The organism is Aminipila butyrica (genome assembly GCF_010669305.1).
GTDB classification, from domain to species: domain Bacteria; phylum Bacillota; class Clostridia; order Peptostreptococcales; family Anaerovoracaceae; genus Aminipila; species Aminipila butyrica.
Genome location: NZ_CP048649.1, coordinates 1855486 through 1871045, shown reverse-complemented (window position 1 = coordinate 1871045; position 15560 = coordinate 1855486). Strand labels below are relative to the sequence as shown.

The 15560-nt window shown below is 39.9% G+C and carries 18 protein-coding genes; 17 read left to right on the top strand and 1 reads right to left on the bottom strand.

What is annotated here, in order from left to right; all coding sequences use genetic code 11:
- The first annotated feature begins 18 nt into the window (after positions 1–18).
- Genes spoIIIAA through Ami103574_RS08875 form a run of 4 tightly spaced genes read left to right on the top strand, consistent with a single transcriptional unit; the run spans position 19 to position 2112 of the window.
- Complete coding sequence (gene spoIIIAA / locus Ami103574_RS08890; protein ID WP_163066684.1) at positions 19–936, top strand: stage III sporulation protein AA; 918 nt, start codon at positions 19–21, stop codon at positions 934–936.
- 32 nt (positions 937–968) lie between these two features.
- Positions 969–1487 (top strand): stage III sporulation protein AB, encoded by a 519-nt coding sequence (locus Ami103574_RS08885; protein WP_163066683.1) that lies wholly within the window; start codon positions 969–971, stop codon positions 1485–1487.
- Positions 1488–1517: 30 nt separating this feature from the next.
- A complete protein-coding gene (gene spoIIIAC, locus Ami103574_RS08880; RefSeq protein WP_330586982.1) occupies positions 1518–1715 on the top strand; it encodes a stage III sporulation protein AC in 198 nt (65 codons plus the stop codon).
- Positions 1716–1725: 10 nt separating this feature from the next.
- On the top strand, positions 1726–2112 hold the full coding sequence (locus tag Ami103574_RS08875; protein ID WP_163066682.1) for a SpoIIIAC/SpoIIIAD family protein: 387 nt from the start codon (positions 1726–1728) through the stop codon (positions 2110–2112).
- A 1-nt stretch (position 2113) separates the two neighbouring features.
- Here the strand turns inward: Ami103574_RS08875 and Ami103574_RS08870 are convergent, their stop codons facing one another.
- Positions 2114–3070 (bottom strand): aldo/keto reductase, encoded by a 957-nt coding sequence (locus tag Ami103574_RS08870; RefSeq protein ID WP_163066681.1) that lies wholly within the window; start codon positions 3068–3070, stop codon positions 2114–2116.
- Positions 3071–3222: 152 nt separating this feature from the next.
- Between Ami103574_RS08870 and alaS the strand changes: the two genes are divergently transcribed.
- The 13 genes from alaS to Ami103574_RS08805 all read left to right on the top strand — a co-directional run bounded on the left by alaS (position 3223) and on the right by Ami103574_RS08805 (position 15505).
- Entirely contained in the window at positions 3223–5853 is a 2631-nt protein-coding gene (alaS, locus tag Ami103574_RS08865; protein WP_163066680.1) for an alanine--tRNA ligase, read from the top strand.
- A 127-nt stretch (positions 5854–5980) separates the two neighbouring features.
- On the top strand, positions 5981–6229 hold the full coding sequence (locus Ami103574_RS08860; protein ID WP_456298132.1) for an IreB family regulatory phosphoprotein: 249 nt from the start codon (positions 5981–5983) through the stop codon (positions 6227–6229).
- A gap of 92 nt (positions 6230–6321) precedes the next feature.
- Positions 6322–6774 carry a Holliday junction resolvase RuvX gene (gene ruvX / locus Ami103574_RS08855; RefSeq protein WP_163066679.1) on the top strand — a complete coding sequence of 151 codons (453 nt, stop codon included), beginning with the start codon at positions 6322–6324 and terminating at the stop codon, positions 6772–6774.
- Between the two features lie 310 nt (positions 6775–7084).
- On the top strand, positions 7085–7609 hold the full coding sequence (locus Ami103574_RS08850) for a CarD family transcriptional regulator (RefSeq protein WP_163066678.1): 525 nt from the start codon (positions 7085–7087) through the stop codon (positions 7607–7609).
- Between the two features lie 259 nt (positions 7610–7868).
- Positions 7869–8240, top strand: a complete 372-nt coding sequence (locus Ami103574_RS08845) for a BlaI/MecI/CopY family transcriptional regulator (RefSeq protein WP_163066677.1) — start codon at positions 7869–7871, stop codon at positions 8238–8240.
- The gene (locus tag Ami103574_RS08840; protein ID WP_163066676.1) at positions 8212–10053 is read left to right on the top strand and encodes a M56 family metallopeptidase; all 1842 of its coding nucleotides are present in this window, start codon (positions 8212–8214) and stop codon (positions 10051–10053) included. Before Ami103574_RS08845 ends, Ami103574_RS08840 begins: the two co-directional genes overlap by 29 nt.
- A gap of 194 nt (positions 10054–10247) precedes the next feature.
- Complete coding sequence (locus tag Ami103574_RS08835) at positions 10248–11189, top strand: TRM11 family SAM-dependent methyltransferase (protein ID WP_163066675.1); 942 nt, start codon at positions 10248–10250, stop codon at positions 11187–11189.
- Between the two features lie 100 nt (positions 11190–11289).
- Positions 11290–11586 (top strand): barstar family protein, encoded by a 297-nt coding sequence (locus tag Ami103574_RS08830; RefSeq protein WP_163066674.1) that lies wholly within the window; start codon positions 11290–11292, stop codon positions 11584–11586.
- Positions 11587–12027: 441 nt separating this feature from the next.
- A complete protein-coding gene (locus Ami103574_RS08825; protein ID WP_163066673.1) occupies positions 12028–12333 on the top strand; it encodes a GIY-YIG nuclease family protein in 306 nt (101 codons plus the stop codon).
- A gap of 327 nt (positions 12334–12660) precedes the next feature.
- Entirely contained in the window at positions 12661–13764 is a 1104-nt protein-coding gene (locus tag Ami103574_RS08820; RefSeq protein WP_163066672.1) for a hypothetical protein, read from the top strand.
- Positions 13765–13994: 230 nt separating this feature from the next.
- Positions 13995–14495 (top strand): hypothetical protein, encoded by a 501-nt coding sequence (locus Ami103574_RS08815; protein WP_163066671.1) that lies wholly within the window; start codon positions 13995–13997, stop codon positions 14493–14495.
- Between the two features lie 179 nt (positions 14496–14674).
- Positions 14675–15013, top strand: a complete 339-nt coding sequence (locus Ami103574_RS08810; RefSeq protein ID WP_163066670.1) for a hypothetical protein — start codon at positions 14675–14677, stop codon at positions 15011–15013.
- Between the two features lie 63 nt (positions 15014–15076).
- Positions 15077–15505 (top strand): zinc-ribbon domain-containing protein, encoded by a 429-nt coding sequence (locus Ami103574_RS08805; protein ID WP_163066669.1) that lies wholly within the window; start codon positions 15077–15079, stop codon positions 15503–15505.
- Positions 15506–15560 lie beyond the last annotated feature (55 nt).

The window sequence follows — 15560 nt, the reverse complement described above, 5'->3', positions numbered from 1 at the left end:
GTATGGAGGTGTTGTTAGATGGATAAAAATCTGCAAAGTATATTGACAAAGCTGCCGAAGGAGCTGGAAGAAGCGATGAGGGCTCTTCCCGACAGCCTTTTAAATCAGGCAGAAGAATTCCGCTTTAAAAGCGGACAGCCCGTTTCCATCCTGTCTAACGATCAGGAATATGCGCTATCCTACATCGTGAACCAAGACATGCTGACCAGCTTGTTGAACCGCATTCTGCACTATTCCTTCTATGCCTATGAGACGGAATTAGCTAACGGCTACATCACCATGGAAGGGGGACATCGGGTGGGAGTCTGTGGGCGGACGGTTTTAGAAAAAGGCGCAGTTCGTCTGATTAAAGATATTTCCTCTTTAAATATCCGCTTTAGCCGGGAGGTCATTGGTGCCTCCGATGCCTGTCTCCCTCATCTGTTCAGGGAAGACGGCAGTCTTCACAACACCTTAATTGTCTCTCCGCCTAAGTGCGGAAAAACGACTCTTTTACGGGATCTAATCCGAAATCTGAGCACCAGAGGCTACAGGGTAGGGGTCTGCGATGAGCGCTCTGAGTTGGCAGGCAGCTATAAGGGCAATACTTATTATGATTTGGGGCCACGTACAGATATATTAGATGGTTGCCCCAAGGAACAAGGCATTATTATGCTCATTCGCTCGATGTCTCCCCATGTTATTGCCACCGACGAAATCGGCAAAAGTGCTGACGTTTATGCGGTGGAAGCCGCCATGTGTGCTGGAGTCAGCCTGATTACCACCATACACGGCAATTCCTATGAAGACCTGTTGAACTCGGCCATTGGAGGATTGGTACAAAAAGGAATCTTTTCCTGTATGGTCTTTTTATCCAATCAGCCCAAGACGGGGTCCATCCGAGAAATCATTTATGCCCGGGAAAACCAGGAACTATACCATAAAAAGATTACGTAAATAATTGTAAAAAATAAAAGGGGGATAAAATCTTGATTGCCATTGCTTTAAACACACTGATCTTTGTGATTTGCTGCGGCCTGGGCTACGTGAAATCCCAGGAATATCAATGCCGAGTTGCCAATTTACAGAGCATCCTGGAAGGCTTAAAAGGTCTGGAGGATGAAATTGCCTATCGCAAGACACCTCTGCCAGATGCCTTGGAAATGGTTTCTCAAGAAAGGGCGGAACAGGCCGCCAAGCACTTATTTGCTAAAGTGGCTGTTGACTTGAAAGGCGCAGCCAGCTCATTGGCAGAAAGCTGGCTGATCCATACCAAGGAGCTAAAAGAAGACTGTGCTTTTACATCAGATGATATCGCCGCTATCGGCGACCTTGGAAAAGCCTTGGGTGGGACAGATGTATATGGACAGACCAATGTCCTCCAGCGGGCCTACCGGCAGATTGAAGGACAGCTAGAGCAAGCTCAGCAAGAAAATCAGACCAAGGGAAAGATGTACAAAAGTTTAGGCATTGCCATCGGTCTCACCCTGGTCATTATATTGATATGAATAAGAATAAAAGTGGGGAGGATACAAAAGATGATGGATGTTGACATTATATTTAAAATAGCAGGAATCGGCATTGCTATAGCCGTAATTAACCAGATTCTAGCAAAGGCAGGCCGGGAGGATTATGCCCTGATGACTACCTTGGCAGGAATCATTGTAGTGCTGTTCTTTATCATCCGTATGATCAGTGAGTTTTTCGATACAGTAAAAACCTTGTTTGAGCTGTAGGCGGTGAAGTATGGATATCCTTAAAATCGCCCTTATTGCTCTGGTGGGCGTCATTTGCAGCCAAATCGTCAAGGGATTCAAGCCGGAGCTAGCCTTGTATGTAGTGCTGGCCACGGTAATTATTATCTTTTCCATGGCTTTGGAAAAGTTAATGTCCGTCTTTTCCTTCCTGCAAAACATCTACGGGAGCATCACCTATGGAAAAACCTTTTTTCCGATTATTATCAAAGTGCTGGTGGTGGCCTACATCGCTGATTTTACCGCCCAACTCTGCAAGGATTCCGGGGAGGGAGCTATTGCCAGCAAGGTAGAGCTGGCCGGAAAGATTATCATCTTCTATCTATCCATTCCCATCCTCATTGCCATCTTACAGCTGATTAACGGTGTATTGCAGTAGATTAGAGTAAGAGAATGGCTCGTACGGGGCAGACTGGCGCACAATAGCCGCAAGTCAAGCAGCGCTGATGATCCACCGCTGCTTGGCCCTCAGGTGACCAAGATAGCGCCTGATTGGGACATCGACGGATGCAGGCCCCGCAGCTTTCACAATCCCCCTTGTCGATGTGAATTTGTTTTTTAGTCATGTCCGGTCGGTAATGTGGGTCGATAGAGCCATCCAAGTATTCCAGAATTCGATCTACCTCCTGATTCTGACCGAAGCCAATCATCATGGAGGAAATGCCAGCAAGACTGCGAACATAATCCAGCGCTTCCAGGTAATGGCCGGTTAAGTTACCGCCGCCAAAGACTTTCATGGTGAAAACGCCTTTGCCCTCAGCTGCATTTTTTTCAATAGCAGCAGCCATCTCTTCCTTCGTGCCGGGTTGATTGCCCTTGCGAATGCCTAAACTTCTAAAGTTAATCAAGGGGAAGAGCACATTCAGTTCTTGCTCTTGAGCAGCCTGCCAAGCTACATCTACATGGTGAGTGGACACACCGATAGCTTTTACCAGGCCTTTTTCTCGTGCTTCCTGCAAATAGGACCAAGCGCCGCTTCGGTTTTGCCAATCCTCTTGGCTACGCACTTCATGCAGCAAGAAAATATCAATCACATCCCGGTTTAACTCGCTTCTGGCTTCCTCTACTGCCGCCTTCATCTGGCTGTAGGAGGGGTCCAAACATTTAGACGAGATGATTGGTTCATAATTAGTTCCTTTCAGCGCCTCTCGAATATAAGGATAGGTCTCATAATACTGGGCCGTATCTAAAAAATTCAATCCTTGTTCCAAGGCATACCGCAGCAGAGCCGCTCCTTCGTAAAGGGGCTTGTCCAACTGTGTTTTTCCCATGGTCAGCACCCCAAAACCCACCGGAGTAACCGCTAATCCTGTATTTCCCAAAACTTTCTTTTCCATATTACTTCATCCATCCTTTTATCGTTCTATACCGCTGCATTTTCTTGATTAAGTTCTTTAATTATACTATAATTTATGGTATACTAGACAAGTTATACAGAAAAACTTTTAAGAGATATAAAGACAAAAATTCACAGGAGGAATAAATATATATGGAAAAACTGGGACTAAATGAAATTCGAGAGGCTTTCCAAAATTTTTACGTGGGCAAAGAGCATTATAAGAGAAAGAGCTTCTCTTTGGTTCCTGAAAAGGACAAGAGTTTGCTTCTTATAAATTCCGGTATGGCACCGCTAAAGCCTTATTTTGCTGGGCTGGAAACACCACCTAGCAAGCGGATGACCACTTGCCAGAAGTGTATCCGCACCGGTGATATTGACAACGTCGGCCTGACAGCTAGACACGGTACCTTCTTCGAGATGCTGGGCAGCTTCTCCTTTGGTGACTATTTTAAAAAAGAATCCCTAATTTGGGGCTGGGAATTTATCACTCAGGTGCTCCACATGCCAGAGGACAAGCTTTGGGCGACGGTTTATCAGGATGACGATGATGCCTTTGACATTTGGAAGAACGTAATCGGTCTGCCAGAAGAACGGATTGTCCGGCTGGGAAAAGAAGATAACTTCTGGGAAATCGGCACTGGTCCTTGCGGTCCTTGTTCGGAAATTTATTTTGACAGAGGAGAATCCTACAGCTGTGACAACGAAGACTGCAAGCCAGGCTGCGATTGTGACCGCTATGTAGAATTCTGGAATCACGTGTTCACACAGTTTTCCCGGGATGAAGAAGGGAACTATTCTGACCTGGCTCATCCAAACATTGACACAGGTATGGGACTGGAACGGCTTGCCTGTATCATGCAAGGGGTGGACTCCATCTTCGACATTGACACGATTAAGTATATCTTAGACGGCGTTGTAGAAAAATCTGGAATCGAATACGGACATGGGAAACAGAAGACCGACGTATCTATCCGCATTATTACGGATCACATCCGTTCGGTTACCTTTATGATTGCCGATGGCATCAGCCCAAGCAATGAAGGTCGAGGTTACGTCCTGAGGCGGCTCCTGAGAAGAGCAGCCCGTCACGGCAAGCTGCTCAATATCCAAGGGCCGTTCCTGGTTCAGCTGTCTGAACGGGTCATCCAGATGTCTGGCAAGGCGTATCCAGAATTGGAAGAAAAGCGGGATTATATTCACAAGCTTATTACTATCGAAGAAGAAAAATTTAGCTCTACCATCGACCAAGGCACCAACATCATTGCCGAATATGTGGAGCAGCTGAAAAAGGAAGGGTCTAGTGAACTTTCCGGAGAAAAGGTCTTTAAACTGTACGATACCTACGGTTTCCCACTGGAATTGACGCAGGAAATCTTGGCTGAAAATCAGTGTACCGCCGATATCGATGGCTTCAATGCCAATATGCTCCATCAGAAAGAGACGGCCCGTGCTGCCAGAAAGTCTGTAGATGACGATGGTTGGTCAGAAGAAAATTTAGAATTTGGTTCTGGCAGCAAGACAGAATTTACCGGTTACAAGACTACGGTTGATACCGGCGTTGTGAAAGGCATCTTCTGCAATAAAAATTCCGTGGAAAAGGCTGCAATGGGAGACGATGTCCGAATTATTTTGGATAAGACTCCATTCTATGCAGAAAGCGGTGGTCAGATTTATGACCATGGGCTTATCCTCCATGACAATTTTACAGCGGAGGTATTGGAAGTGACGAAGCTTCAGGGCAACTTCGCCCACAAGCTGCGGATTGTCAAAGGCCAACTGAGTGTAGGAGACACCGTAAAACTCTTAGTCGATGTACCTGTGCGCAATCACATTTCCAGAAACCATACAGCTACTCATTTGCTTCACCAGGCGCTGAAGGAAGTTGTCGGCAGTCATATTCAGCAGGCTGGTTCCAGCGTGAACGCAGAGGGCCTGCGTTTCGACTTCAACCACTATGAAGGAGTGAGCAAAGAGCAGCTGACAGCAGTAGAGCGAATCGTCAACGATAAAATCATGCACTTCCTGCCGGTAACAGTTGAGGAAATGTCCATGGAGGATGCTGCCAAGGCAGGAGCCACTGCGCTGTTTGGAGAAAAGTACGGCGACAGGGTACGGGTAGTATCTGTAGGTGACTTCAGCAAGGAGCTGTGCGGTGGTACCCATGTGGCGAACTCGGGTTTAATTGGCGCATTTAAGATATTAAGCGAATCCGGCGTAGCTGCTGGTATCCGGCGAATTGAAGCGACTACTGGTCTAAACATTGCCAAACGGCTGAACGAGACCGAGGCGGTCATCGAACAGGCGGCGGAAGTCTTAAAGACCAATCCGTCAGGTCTGCTCAGCAAGGTGTCCAGCTTGTCAGAAGAAGTAAAAGGCTTGAAAAAGGAACTAGAAGAAATAAAAAAGAGTGCCATCAGCTCTTCTCTGGATTCCATACTGGATGAAGCAAAAGTTATCGGCGAGGTTAAGTTGTTGACCAAAGCCTTTACGGATTACGATATTAACGACCTGCGCCAGATTTCAGACGACATCAAAAAGGCGAACAAAGGTTACATCCTGGTTTTCGCTGCGGAAAACGGCGGCAAGGCTACCTTTATGGTCTCTGTTACGGATGATTTGTTGGAAAAAGGCTATCATGCAGGAAATATGATTAAGCAGATTGCTGCCGCCGCCGGCGGTGGTGGTGGCGGCAAGGCCGACATGGCTCAGGCCGGTGCCAAGGACCCAAGCAAGATTGCGGATGCCTTCCAGGTAGCTGAAGCCTTAGTCAGCGGAAAGTAATCTTTTTCTCCAAAATTTCATGATAATATTGCTGTAAATATTACAACAATATTAAATATGAAAATGGGGGTTGTTTTAATTATGGAAATATGTGTATAATAATAGAAAAGGAAGAAGGTGAGTAGGATTGGATAGAAACACAATCATGTTTAACAGCTCGGAAAAAAGCGACCAAAAAACTACGGAGGATATTTTAAAAACCGTTTATGATGCGCTGGATGAAAAAGGTTATAATGCAATCGATCAGATGGTGGGTTATATCCTTTCAGGGGATCCTTCCTACATAACTGGCCACAATAACGCTAGAAATATCATTAGACACATCGAACGGGATGATCTGGTAGAGGAATTGCTGCGAGCATTTCTGAAAAAGTAATATACAGACTGAAAAAGGGCGGACGAAAGTCCGCCTTATTTTTTAATGATGTAGAAAATATCACAAAAGTGATATTTACGGAGGATTGATATATGAGGAAGATTGCCTTAGACGTAGGGGATAAGACCATCGGCGTAGCGGTCAGCGATGAGCTTCTATTGAGCGCCAACGGGATTACGACCATCCAACGGGTGGGAATCCGCAAGGACACCGGAAAGGTCCTGGATTATATCCGGGAATATAACTGTGATACCGTGGTTATCGGCTTACCGAAGAAGCTAGATGGCACAGACAGCATTCAGACAGAGAAAGTCTATGAATTTAAGACGATGCTGGCCAACAAGTTAAAAAGTTCTGGCATGGCAGATATTCAATTGGTCTTTCAAGATGAACGCCTGACTACAGTCATGGCGGAGCGGGTACTGATTGAAGCGGATGTAAGCCGCAAGAAGAGAAAAGATGTCATTGATAAGCAGGCAGCCATCTTGATTTTACAAGGCTATCTGGATAGACTGGCCTTTGAGAGAAGGCAGAATCAAGAGTAAGGATACCTCATTTCTGCACGTAATAAGAAATTACAGAAAATGCACCAACAAACTTTGAAATTATTTTTTAACTTTGTTGGTGCATTTGTTTTATTCATACCAGATACTTCTGGGAAGAAATATAAAAAAGGACAGCATATGACAAAATAAGCAAGACAATGTATGCTAACCTTGTATTATAGCATGGATTAAAAAAAAATCAATAAAAATTAATTACATTTTTATGTTTTTTTGTGGTATCATAGATATAGGGCTTATCATCAGATACGTTCCATATCCGTTGTTCTGTTTAAGTTTAAAGGAGGCATTTATGTATAAAGTTGGAGACCTTATTATTTATGGAAGTCAGGGGGTCTGCCGGGTGGAAGCGATCGGTCTCCCGGAAATAGGGGGTATCGACCCATCAAAATTATATTATACCTTATCTCCTGTATACAGCGATGGAAAGATTTTTATTCCCGTGGATACCAGCATTTACATGCGGCCCATCGTTTCTAAGTCTGAAGCCAAGCAAATCATCCAGGAAATTCCACATATTCAGGCTGAGGTCATTGAAAACCAAAACTATAAGGCGATGGAGGAGCATTATAAGAAGCTGCTGTCTTCCCACAAATGCACCGATCTCATCTACATTATGAAATCGGTTTATGTGAAGAGAAAGGCTGTACGGCTCCAGGGCAAGAACCTAGGACAGACCGACGAGAAGTTCAAGAAAATCGCCGAGGAACTGTTAAACAGCGAATTGGCTGTAGCCTTGGATATACCTAGAAGCGAGGTTAACCAATATATTGAAGATTCCGTAAATCGGATGGAAACCGGTTACGATATGCAGTAATTTCTATAAAATTATTTAAAGAGCTCTCCTAGATCAAAAGAAATAAGCTGCGCCCACATAGGCATTGTTACAATTCAATGTCCTATATAGGCGCGGCTTATTCATTTGTTAGCAAGTTTTACTTTATGTACCATAGAGCATTTAGATTTTAGTGCTTTTTAATAAAATGGTTGACAGGTGAGGTTTATTGCGTTAAACTCATTTTTGTAAAGTTTATTGCAATAAACCTATATTAGAGATGACTGAGGAGGGGGAACGAATGTCCGATTATAAGTTATTTGAATCTGAATACAAATTTATGGAGGTGGTTTGGCAGCATGCACCGGTGAACTCTACAAAATTAGTAGCCCTGTGTGCACAGATCTTGGGATGGAAAAAGTCAACCACCTATACGGTTTTAAGGAAATTAGGTGAAAGGGGGCTGCTAAAGAACGAAAATGCTACCGTGACGTACCTGGTGGCAAAAGAGGAAATTCAAATACAAGAGAGTAAAGAGCTATTAGAAAAATCCTTTGGGGGTTCGCTGCCCATGTTCCTGGCTACCTTTTTAAAAAAAGAGCCACTGTCAGAGCAGGAAGCTATGGAACTAAAGAGAGTTATTGATGCCAGCAGAACGCAAAGGGGGGAGTAATGTGTTGAATATATGCTTGACAGTTTTGAATATGAGCATAACTGCCGGAATGGCTGCCTTAATTATAATGATTTTACGTTCCAGCATAGGGAAGGCACTACCTCGCACCTTTTCCTATGGGATGTGGGCTATTGTTTTATACCGAATGGTTTCGCCGGTGTCCTTTTCTTCCATATTCAGTATGCTGGGAAGCATAAAGCCAGGGCTGGATACGTATACTTCTTCCATAAAGGCTGCCTCGTTGATAGGAAACCTTAACTTTGAGGTTTTATCTGGCTATAAGGCACAGGAACTGGGGGGCGCTCCTCTGCTGCCGGAGACACCAATAGATTCGACAGGCGGATTGTTACCGACTCAGGTGTCCGTTGCCCCCATGACGGCAAATTATCTTATGGCAGCGATGGTGGCCTTATGGATTTTGGGAATTCTCCTATTACTGATTTATAATGCTGTATCTTATACAAAGCTTTGCCGAAGTATGAGCACTTCGACGTTCTTTGAGGATTACCAACTGGTGGAAGAATGCAAGCTAGCAACTGGAATCAGCAATAGGCGGGTGGCTGTGTATGAGTCGGACAAGGTGGCGGGGCCTTTTGTTTACGGCATTTTTAAGCCCAGAGTGATGCTGCCAGTTTCTATAACCCATTTGTCAGGCGAAGAAGAAAGGGAGCAGCTCCGGCATATCCTACTCCATGAGCTTTACCATATCAAAAGATTGGACTATCTTGTCAAACCTTTGGCATTCCTAGCTCAATGTGTACATTGGTTCAATCCAATCTTATGGATTGCCTTCCGGCTTTTCAATAAAGATATGGAAATGTCTTGTGACGAAGGTGCAGTGAAAGCTTTAAAGACCGGAACGAGGGAAGATTATGCATCAACGCTGCTACATATGGCTTCAAACCAGGGAAACATCCAAAAAAGCTGTGCACTGGCTTTTCGTGAAACCAACGCCGGGGAAAGAGTGAAACATATCATAAAATACAAGAAACCCGGCCTAGCTGTCGGTGTTATCTCCGTATTCCTTATTGTTCTCTTTGCCGTCAGCCTGTTGTCCAATCCCATGTCGCTAGCGGAGCAGTTAGAAGATGATCAAGCCAACGTTCTGGTAATATGCAGCGGAGAAGGCACCGCCATTCCAGACACCTTTCTTCTGCTGGGGTATAACAACGACAGGAACGAAGTAAACATTGCTTTTCTCCCAAGGGATTTAGAAGTTTTGCCTGATGATGGGCATTATGGGCTTGCTCAGCGAAAACTCTCCGGTTATGCAAGTGAAAATCCGCCAGAAGCGGTCATAGAGAAAGTGAAAGAAATGCTGGGAGTTGAGATTGATAATTATATCAAACTTGATACTGGAAACTTCCGAGATTTAGTGGATGCACTGGGTGGCGTAGAATTTGACGTGCCTATGAAAATGGTATACGAAGATCCTTATCAAAATCTGTCTATCAATCTTGAGGAAGGGAAGCAGGTTCTTGACGGCGAGAAAGCAGAAATGCTGATTCGTTACAGAAAAGGCTATCTGGAAGGAGATCTTGGACGTATAGAAGTGCAGAAGGCCTTTCTTGGGGCAATGATTAAACAGAAATCTGACCTAAAAATTGGTTCCATGAAGGAGCTTTATCAGCTGCTAGCCAAAGACATGAAAACCGATCTTGAATTATCTAAAGCTAAGAAGCTGATTGCCGTGTTCTACACAGCCAAAAGTATAGACATTGTCAATGTTTCTATCTTGCAAAATAACACTGATCCATTTGGGCCACTTCTACTTACGCCAGAGACAAAGGAAGAAGTAAAAAACAAGTTTTAAAATTTTGGCCGAAAGAATTGCTTCAGCTGGAGCGAAGAAGAAGAATAGGTCTAATATTATAAGAGGATGGCATGAGCCATCCTCTTATAATATATGGAAATTAATCTTTTAATCCTATATAATAATTATGAGTGTTGTAGTAAAATTTGAAAATCAATAAAGATAACAGGGCATGAGCCATGTGGAGATTAACGATGAATAACGATCAATATATTTACAATGTAAACTATAATGTGCAGGATTACAATTTATGTGCCTTCGAAGTTTCGGCGCTCTTTGATGAGAAGTTCGAAGATAAAGTGCTGTTCACAAACAAAGAGGTTGATCCTTCTGTTAGCCCTTTTCTAAAGAATAGAATAAAGGTTATATATAAGGAAAAAACTTTTAATGAAATACTAGAACGCATTATGACAGAAGACTTTAGAGCCAGTGAATTTATGGTTAAATATGTTCCCATGTATAACAGAGATCCTAATATTGGACAAGGTAAAAAGCTATCGAAAGAAGTGGGCCTGCGCATATATGGATACCCTTCGTTTAAATCCCCTAAAAGCATGTTAAGTATTACCTATTATCAAGACTATTGGTACTTTGGTTATTTAAAGCAAAACAATTACAAGTGGCGTTCCCACAAGCAAAAGCCTTACTCCTTTTCCAGTGCATTAGGAGGAGAGATGGGGAAGGTTCTTATCAATGCAGCTAGCAGAGGGGACACCTCAAAGCGCTTAATAGATGCCTGCTGTGGGGTAGGGACGGTCATCTTAGAGGGCGTTTTTGCAGGATATAATATATGCGGCTGGGAGATTAGCCCTAAAGTTGCCGAGTTAGCCCGTCAAAATTTAAGCCACTATCAATATCATGCGAAAATAACAACAGGCGACATGAAAACGATCACGGAATATTACGATGCCGTGATTATTGATTTACCGTATAATAACTTTAGCCATTATGATGAAGAAAAGCAATGGGATATCATCAAGCACGCCAGGCATATTGCAAAGCGGATGATTATCGTTACGGCAACAGATATTAAAGAGAAGTTATGTGAAGAACAATTAAAGATTGTTGATTATTGCCGAGCAGAAAAAACAATTAAAGGGGATTTTGCACGATATATTTGGATATGCGAGAATTAAGGTGGTATTCTAAAAATAACTGAAAGGTTTAGCACTAAATTGAGCTCCGCAGTTGTTTAGATGGGCAGCTCATTACTGTAGAATTGCAAAGGGGAAAATAATGAAGAGCTTTATTATAGATGGCAATAATTTTAGTAATTTAGATGGATTCTTTTGTGAAATAGATAAATTACTTACAAAGAATCTAGATTGGAAAACAGGGCATAATTTTAATGCTTTCAATGATTTGTTGCGTGGTGATTTTGGTGCTCATTCATATGAAGAGCCGATACTACTAAAATGGATAAATTATAACAAGAGTAAAGCGTGCCTTGGCAATGACATTATCCTGCAAATTATAGAAATTATATTAGATTGCAATAACTCTGGACATGATTGTAAATTGGAATTATACTGAAAGTTTTAGTACTAAATTAAAATAACCTTACAATAAAGTGATTGCAAGGTTATTCGAGTTTAGTACTTTTTTCATTTAGTCGTACTTTATCATAGATTTAGTGATAGAATTTAGTACTTTTTTGAAGAACTTTAAGAATAATTAATATTTTACTTAAATCAAGCATTGCTTGAGATCAAAATCGATAAATAAATTGTATCTAATTTACGACTTAGTTATTAATTTGTTGAAATATGTGATATCTTGAAGTATTGTTATATTAGATTAATTAATAGTAACGGCTATTTTTAGTTATAAATGCGACAAAAAAGTCGGCGTTATATAATGATTATATCAATTATCAGAAGTTAGTAATACTATCTTACATTGCTTTTTCAGTTGCCATTTAGAAAATTAGAGGATGTTTTCAACGGAAAAATTATGCCTAACTATTACGAGGCGATGAAAAAGGTAACCGGGATTTATTGCTTGACGGATACGAAGAATGGAAAACTATATATTGGGTCGGCAACAGGTGAAGAAGGTGTTGCACAACGCTGGGGCAATTATTTGGATTCCAAGCACGGTTGTAATAAAAAGTTGATTGCTCTTTACAATGAAAAAGGATCCGAATACTTTGAAGAGTACTTCACATACACACTTATAGAATATTTTGGATTATCTTATGACCCAAAAAAAATACTGGAAAGAGAACAGTACTGGAAGATGTGTTTTAATACAATTAAGAACGGCTATAACGATAATTAGCAAAGAGGAAGTGTAAATAACCTAAAGTTTCAGTACTAAACTCAAATATCCTTACGATAAAGTAATTGTAAGGGGAGTTGGGTTTAGTGCTTTTTTGTACAGGGATTTACAATTTAGATTCATTTTTTTATCCATTTGTATATACTTTTTAATTTTCAATAAAAACATTTTGAATAAGTGGAAATTATTTACTTAATCATATATAATAATTGTGGATATTGTAGAAACGTGCAAGTCACTTGTTCATTGATTTTATGTGAGCTTAATAGCAATAATGGGAAATTCATATTATATACACTTTAAGAAAAATAATGAGGGGGTGTTTCGGTGAGCGACACAATTGTCTTTATGAGTGCATACGAAACAACAAAATATTCTAAATCCAAACTATCATTTAAGCAAAAACCAGACTTAGATACATTATTGGATAAACATAATCTGACCTATATGTTGATGGATGACAAACTTATATCATCCAAAGGAACGTTAAAATTAAGTGCGAAATGTGACTATATTCAACAAAATACCGCCTTTTCATTTGAACCCATCAAAAAAAAGCATACACTAGATGACTTTGATGAAATAATAGAGCGTACGGGATTTTGCATTAAACTGCTCCACGCTCAATCCGTTTTAGCGGATTCATTATACTTTAAAATTGATCCTGTTATATTTTCAGTGAATAGAACTTTAATAATAACTTTTGAGGTCATTGATTTTGAAACAGGGAGTACACTAAAAAAAGATGATGTTTTCGGTAAGAAGGGCAACTATAATCTATTGACCATTAATGGATATCAATACTTTGGGCAAGAAAGCACAACGCCCTCCAACGATAAAATATCAGAGATAATATATAATAATGTCAGCAGCTTCTTTTCCGAAATAATCGGAGAAAAATTTGTGCCGGAGGATTATTCTTTTATTCATAATACACTCGTGTTATCAAATGAAATTAACGATGTTTCAGATTATTTTTGCAATCTAATCGGCACAAGAGAATTGCCATCACCACTCGAAAACATTAGCACCACAGAAACCTATCAGTACTATCCGCAAGATGGTGCAAGCGTTATTACAAACTACAATCCAGATGATGTTGATATTCCTCTATACAACGGAATTATACTTGAGGCTATTAAACTAACCATATATTTGTCACAAATCATTAATCTGGAAATAACCAAAGATATGAACGAAGTTATTCGCAATGATTTGTATTTGGAAAATCTGTTTTTTGCTCCACACGTTCCAATAGAAACCCATAATTTACTTAGCTATATATATAATACCAACTCATTTCAGCACCATAAAGAGGCAACGAAGCTAAAAGTTTCATATATGGCGGCTGAAAATGAGTCAAAGAGAAGCAGAAATGGCGTGCTACTCAATGTGTTACTGTACATATTAGATATAGTTTTCCAATGGTAGTTTTTATCTTCTTAGTATTCGGTATTATATGGACAATTAATGAATGGAAACGAAATAAGCGCTTTTAATTAAAGAATAAAGCCATCCATAATTCATTAATTAGCACGTTGATATTAAACTTACTACTGTTAAAGATTCACCTAATGTTTATGACGGACAAAGAGGTTGTAGCAATTATAAGAAGTTCCAACAAATAAGTATTAAAGCCAAATGAGATGCTCGAACTTCAGGTGTACAATATCAAAGATGGTGTTACTAGAAACATAGAGTATAATGGAATAACTATTAAAGTACCTAATAGCCTTAGAAATGAAATAATAGAAACTATTGATTTTGCAGAAAAAGAATATAGTAAGATATATTCAGAAAATGATAAGTTGTTTCATTTTTTATATGATGTAGTAAAAGAGAGGAAAAATATAGTTGCTTCTATGGTAAGTTCATCGTTTCTTAAAACATATGCCGAGCTTGGTATAAACGAAATGTTAAAGCAAAAGCCTGGGGGCAAGAAAGATAAATACATATATCCACCTGAAAGTTATAAAATAACAGCAATTTTAAATATGTTAAATAAGGGAACAAACATAGTCTATCTTAGAAAACTTACAGGTTTAGATTTGGGAACTTTGGTATCAAATTTTGATTTTCAAAAGAAAGCCGAATATGAAGATGTAATCTCATTAGAAATTAATAAGGGAATAATTAGTACAGACTATTTCACCTATATATAAGCCATTTAGGCTATTAAAAGGTTATTGAAATAGTTAAGTCGTTGATCTTCAGTAATGTGAGAATACGTATTTGTAAACTTCCCATTATGTTTAAATGCAGAAGGGAATCAGTTTTCATCTGTATTTAATTTAGCGAAAGGATATTAAAATAAATTTGAATAAAGGAGAGAAGTACATTTATGTTAAATGATAAAAAAATAATCCAGTTCAGCATAGCAGATATCATTGAGAGAAAAATACAATTTACAATTACCAACAGTATATTTGATAAAATAGAATCTAAAAAAAATGATGAGGGTGAACGGTTAGCTTATAACGAAATGTTAGTAGATATTAAAATAATGGGTGAAGATGAATTTGTAAGCAAATACCTTGAAGTAGTTAAAAAAATCGGAATACAGTTTGAAAAGGAAGAAATTTCAGATGAAAAAGAGATAGAAAAAATGTCAGGGTATAATAATGCTATTGTATCAATATTAAAACTTATAAATCCAATTTATGAATATGATTTGGATTAAAAATACAAAAAGCTAAATTGGGATTTGATGTTTAGTGTAGGTTTCAATAATAGCAGATTTGACATGCAATATTCAGAGAAGCTGTATAAAGAAGCTATTTATGATAAGGACTATTTATCTGTAGAGATGCAGGCTACTATCAGTTGGAAATGCGAAGACTGTGGAGATATCTTTATTGCAAGTCCATTTGCAAGATTTCATAAACAAGCTTCCTGTCCATACTATAGTGGAAAGATTGCGATACCGGAAAAAACATCATTAAAAGCATTATATACAGAACTTATAGATAGAGAATGGAAGTTTCAGAATAACACTTTACGCATGAATCCAAGGTATGAATTGCCAGCATCTAAAAAAAGAGCTTGGTGGATTTGTCCTATATGTAATAAAACTTATATATACCCGATTAATAGGCGCATAAAAGATTATTTGCGTAATAGGAATTCGTGTACAATATGTAAAGGGCGAGTACGAGTGAAGTATAGAAATTAATGATAATTTATAAAAGTACTAATATAAACCCAAATTGCGCCACACAACTATTCCT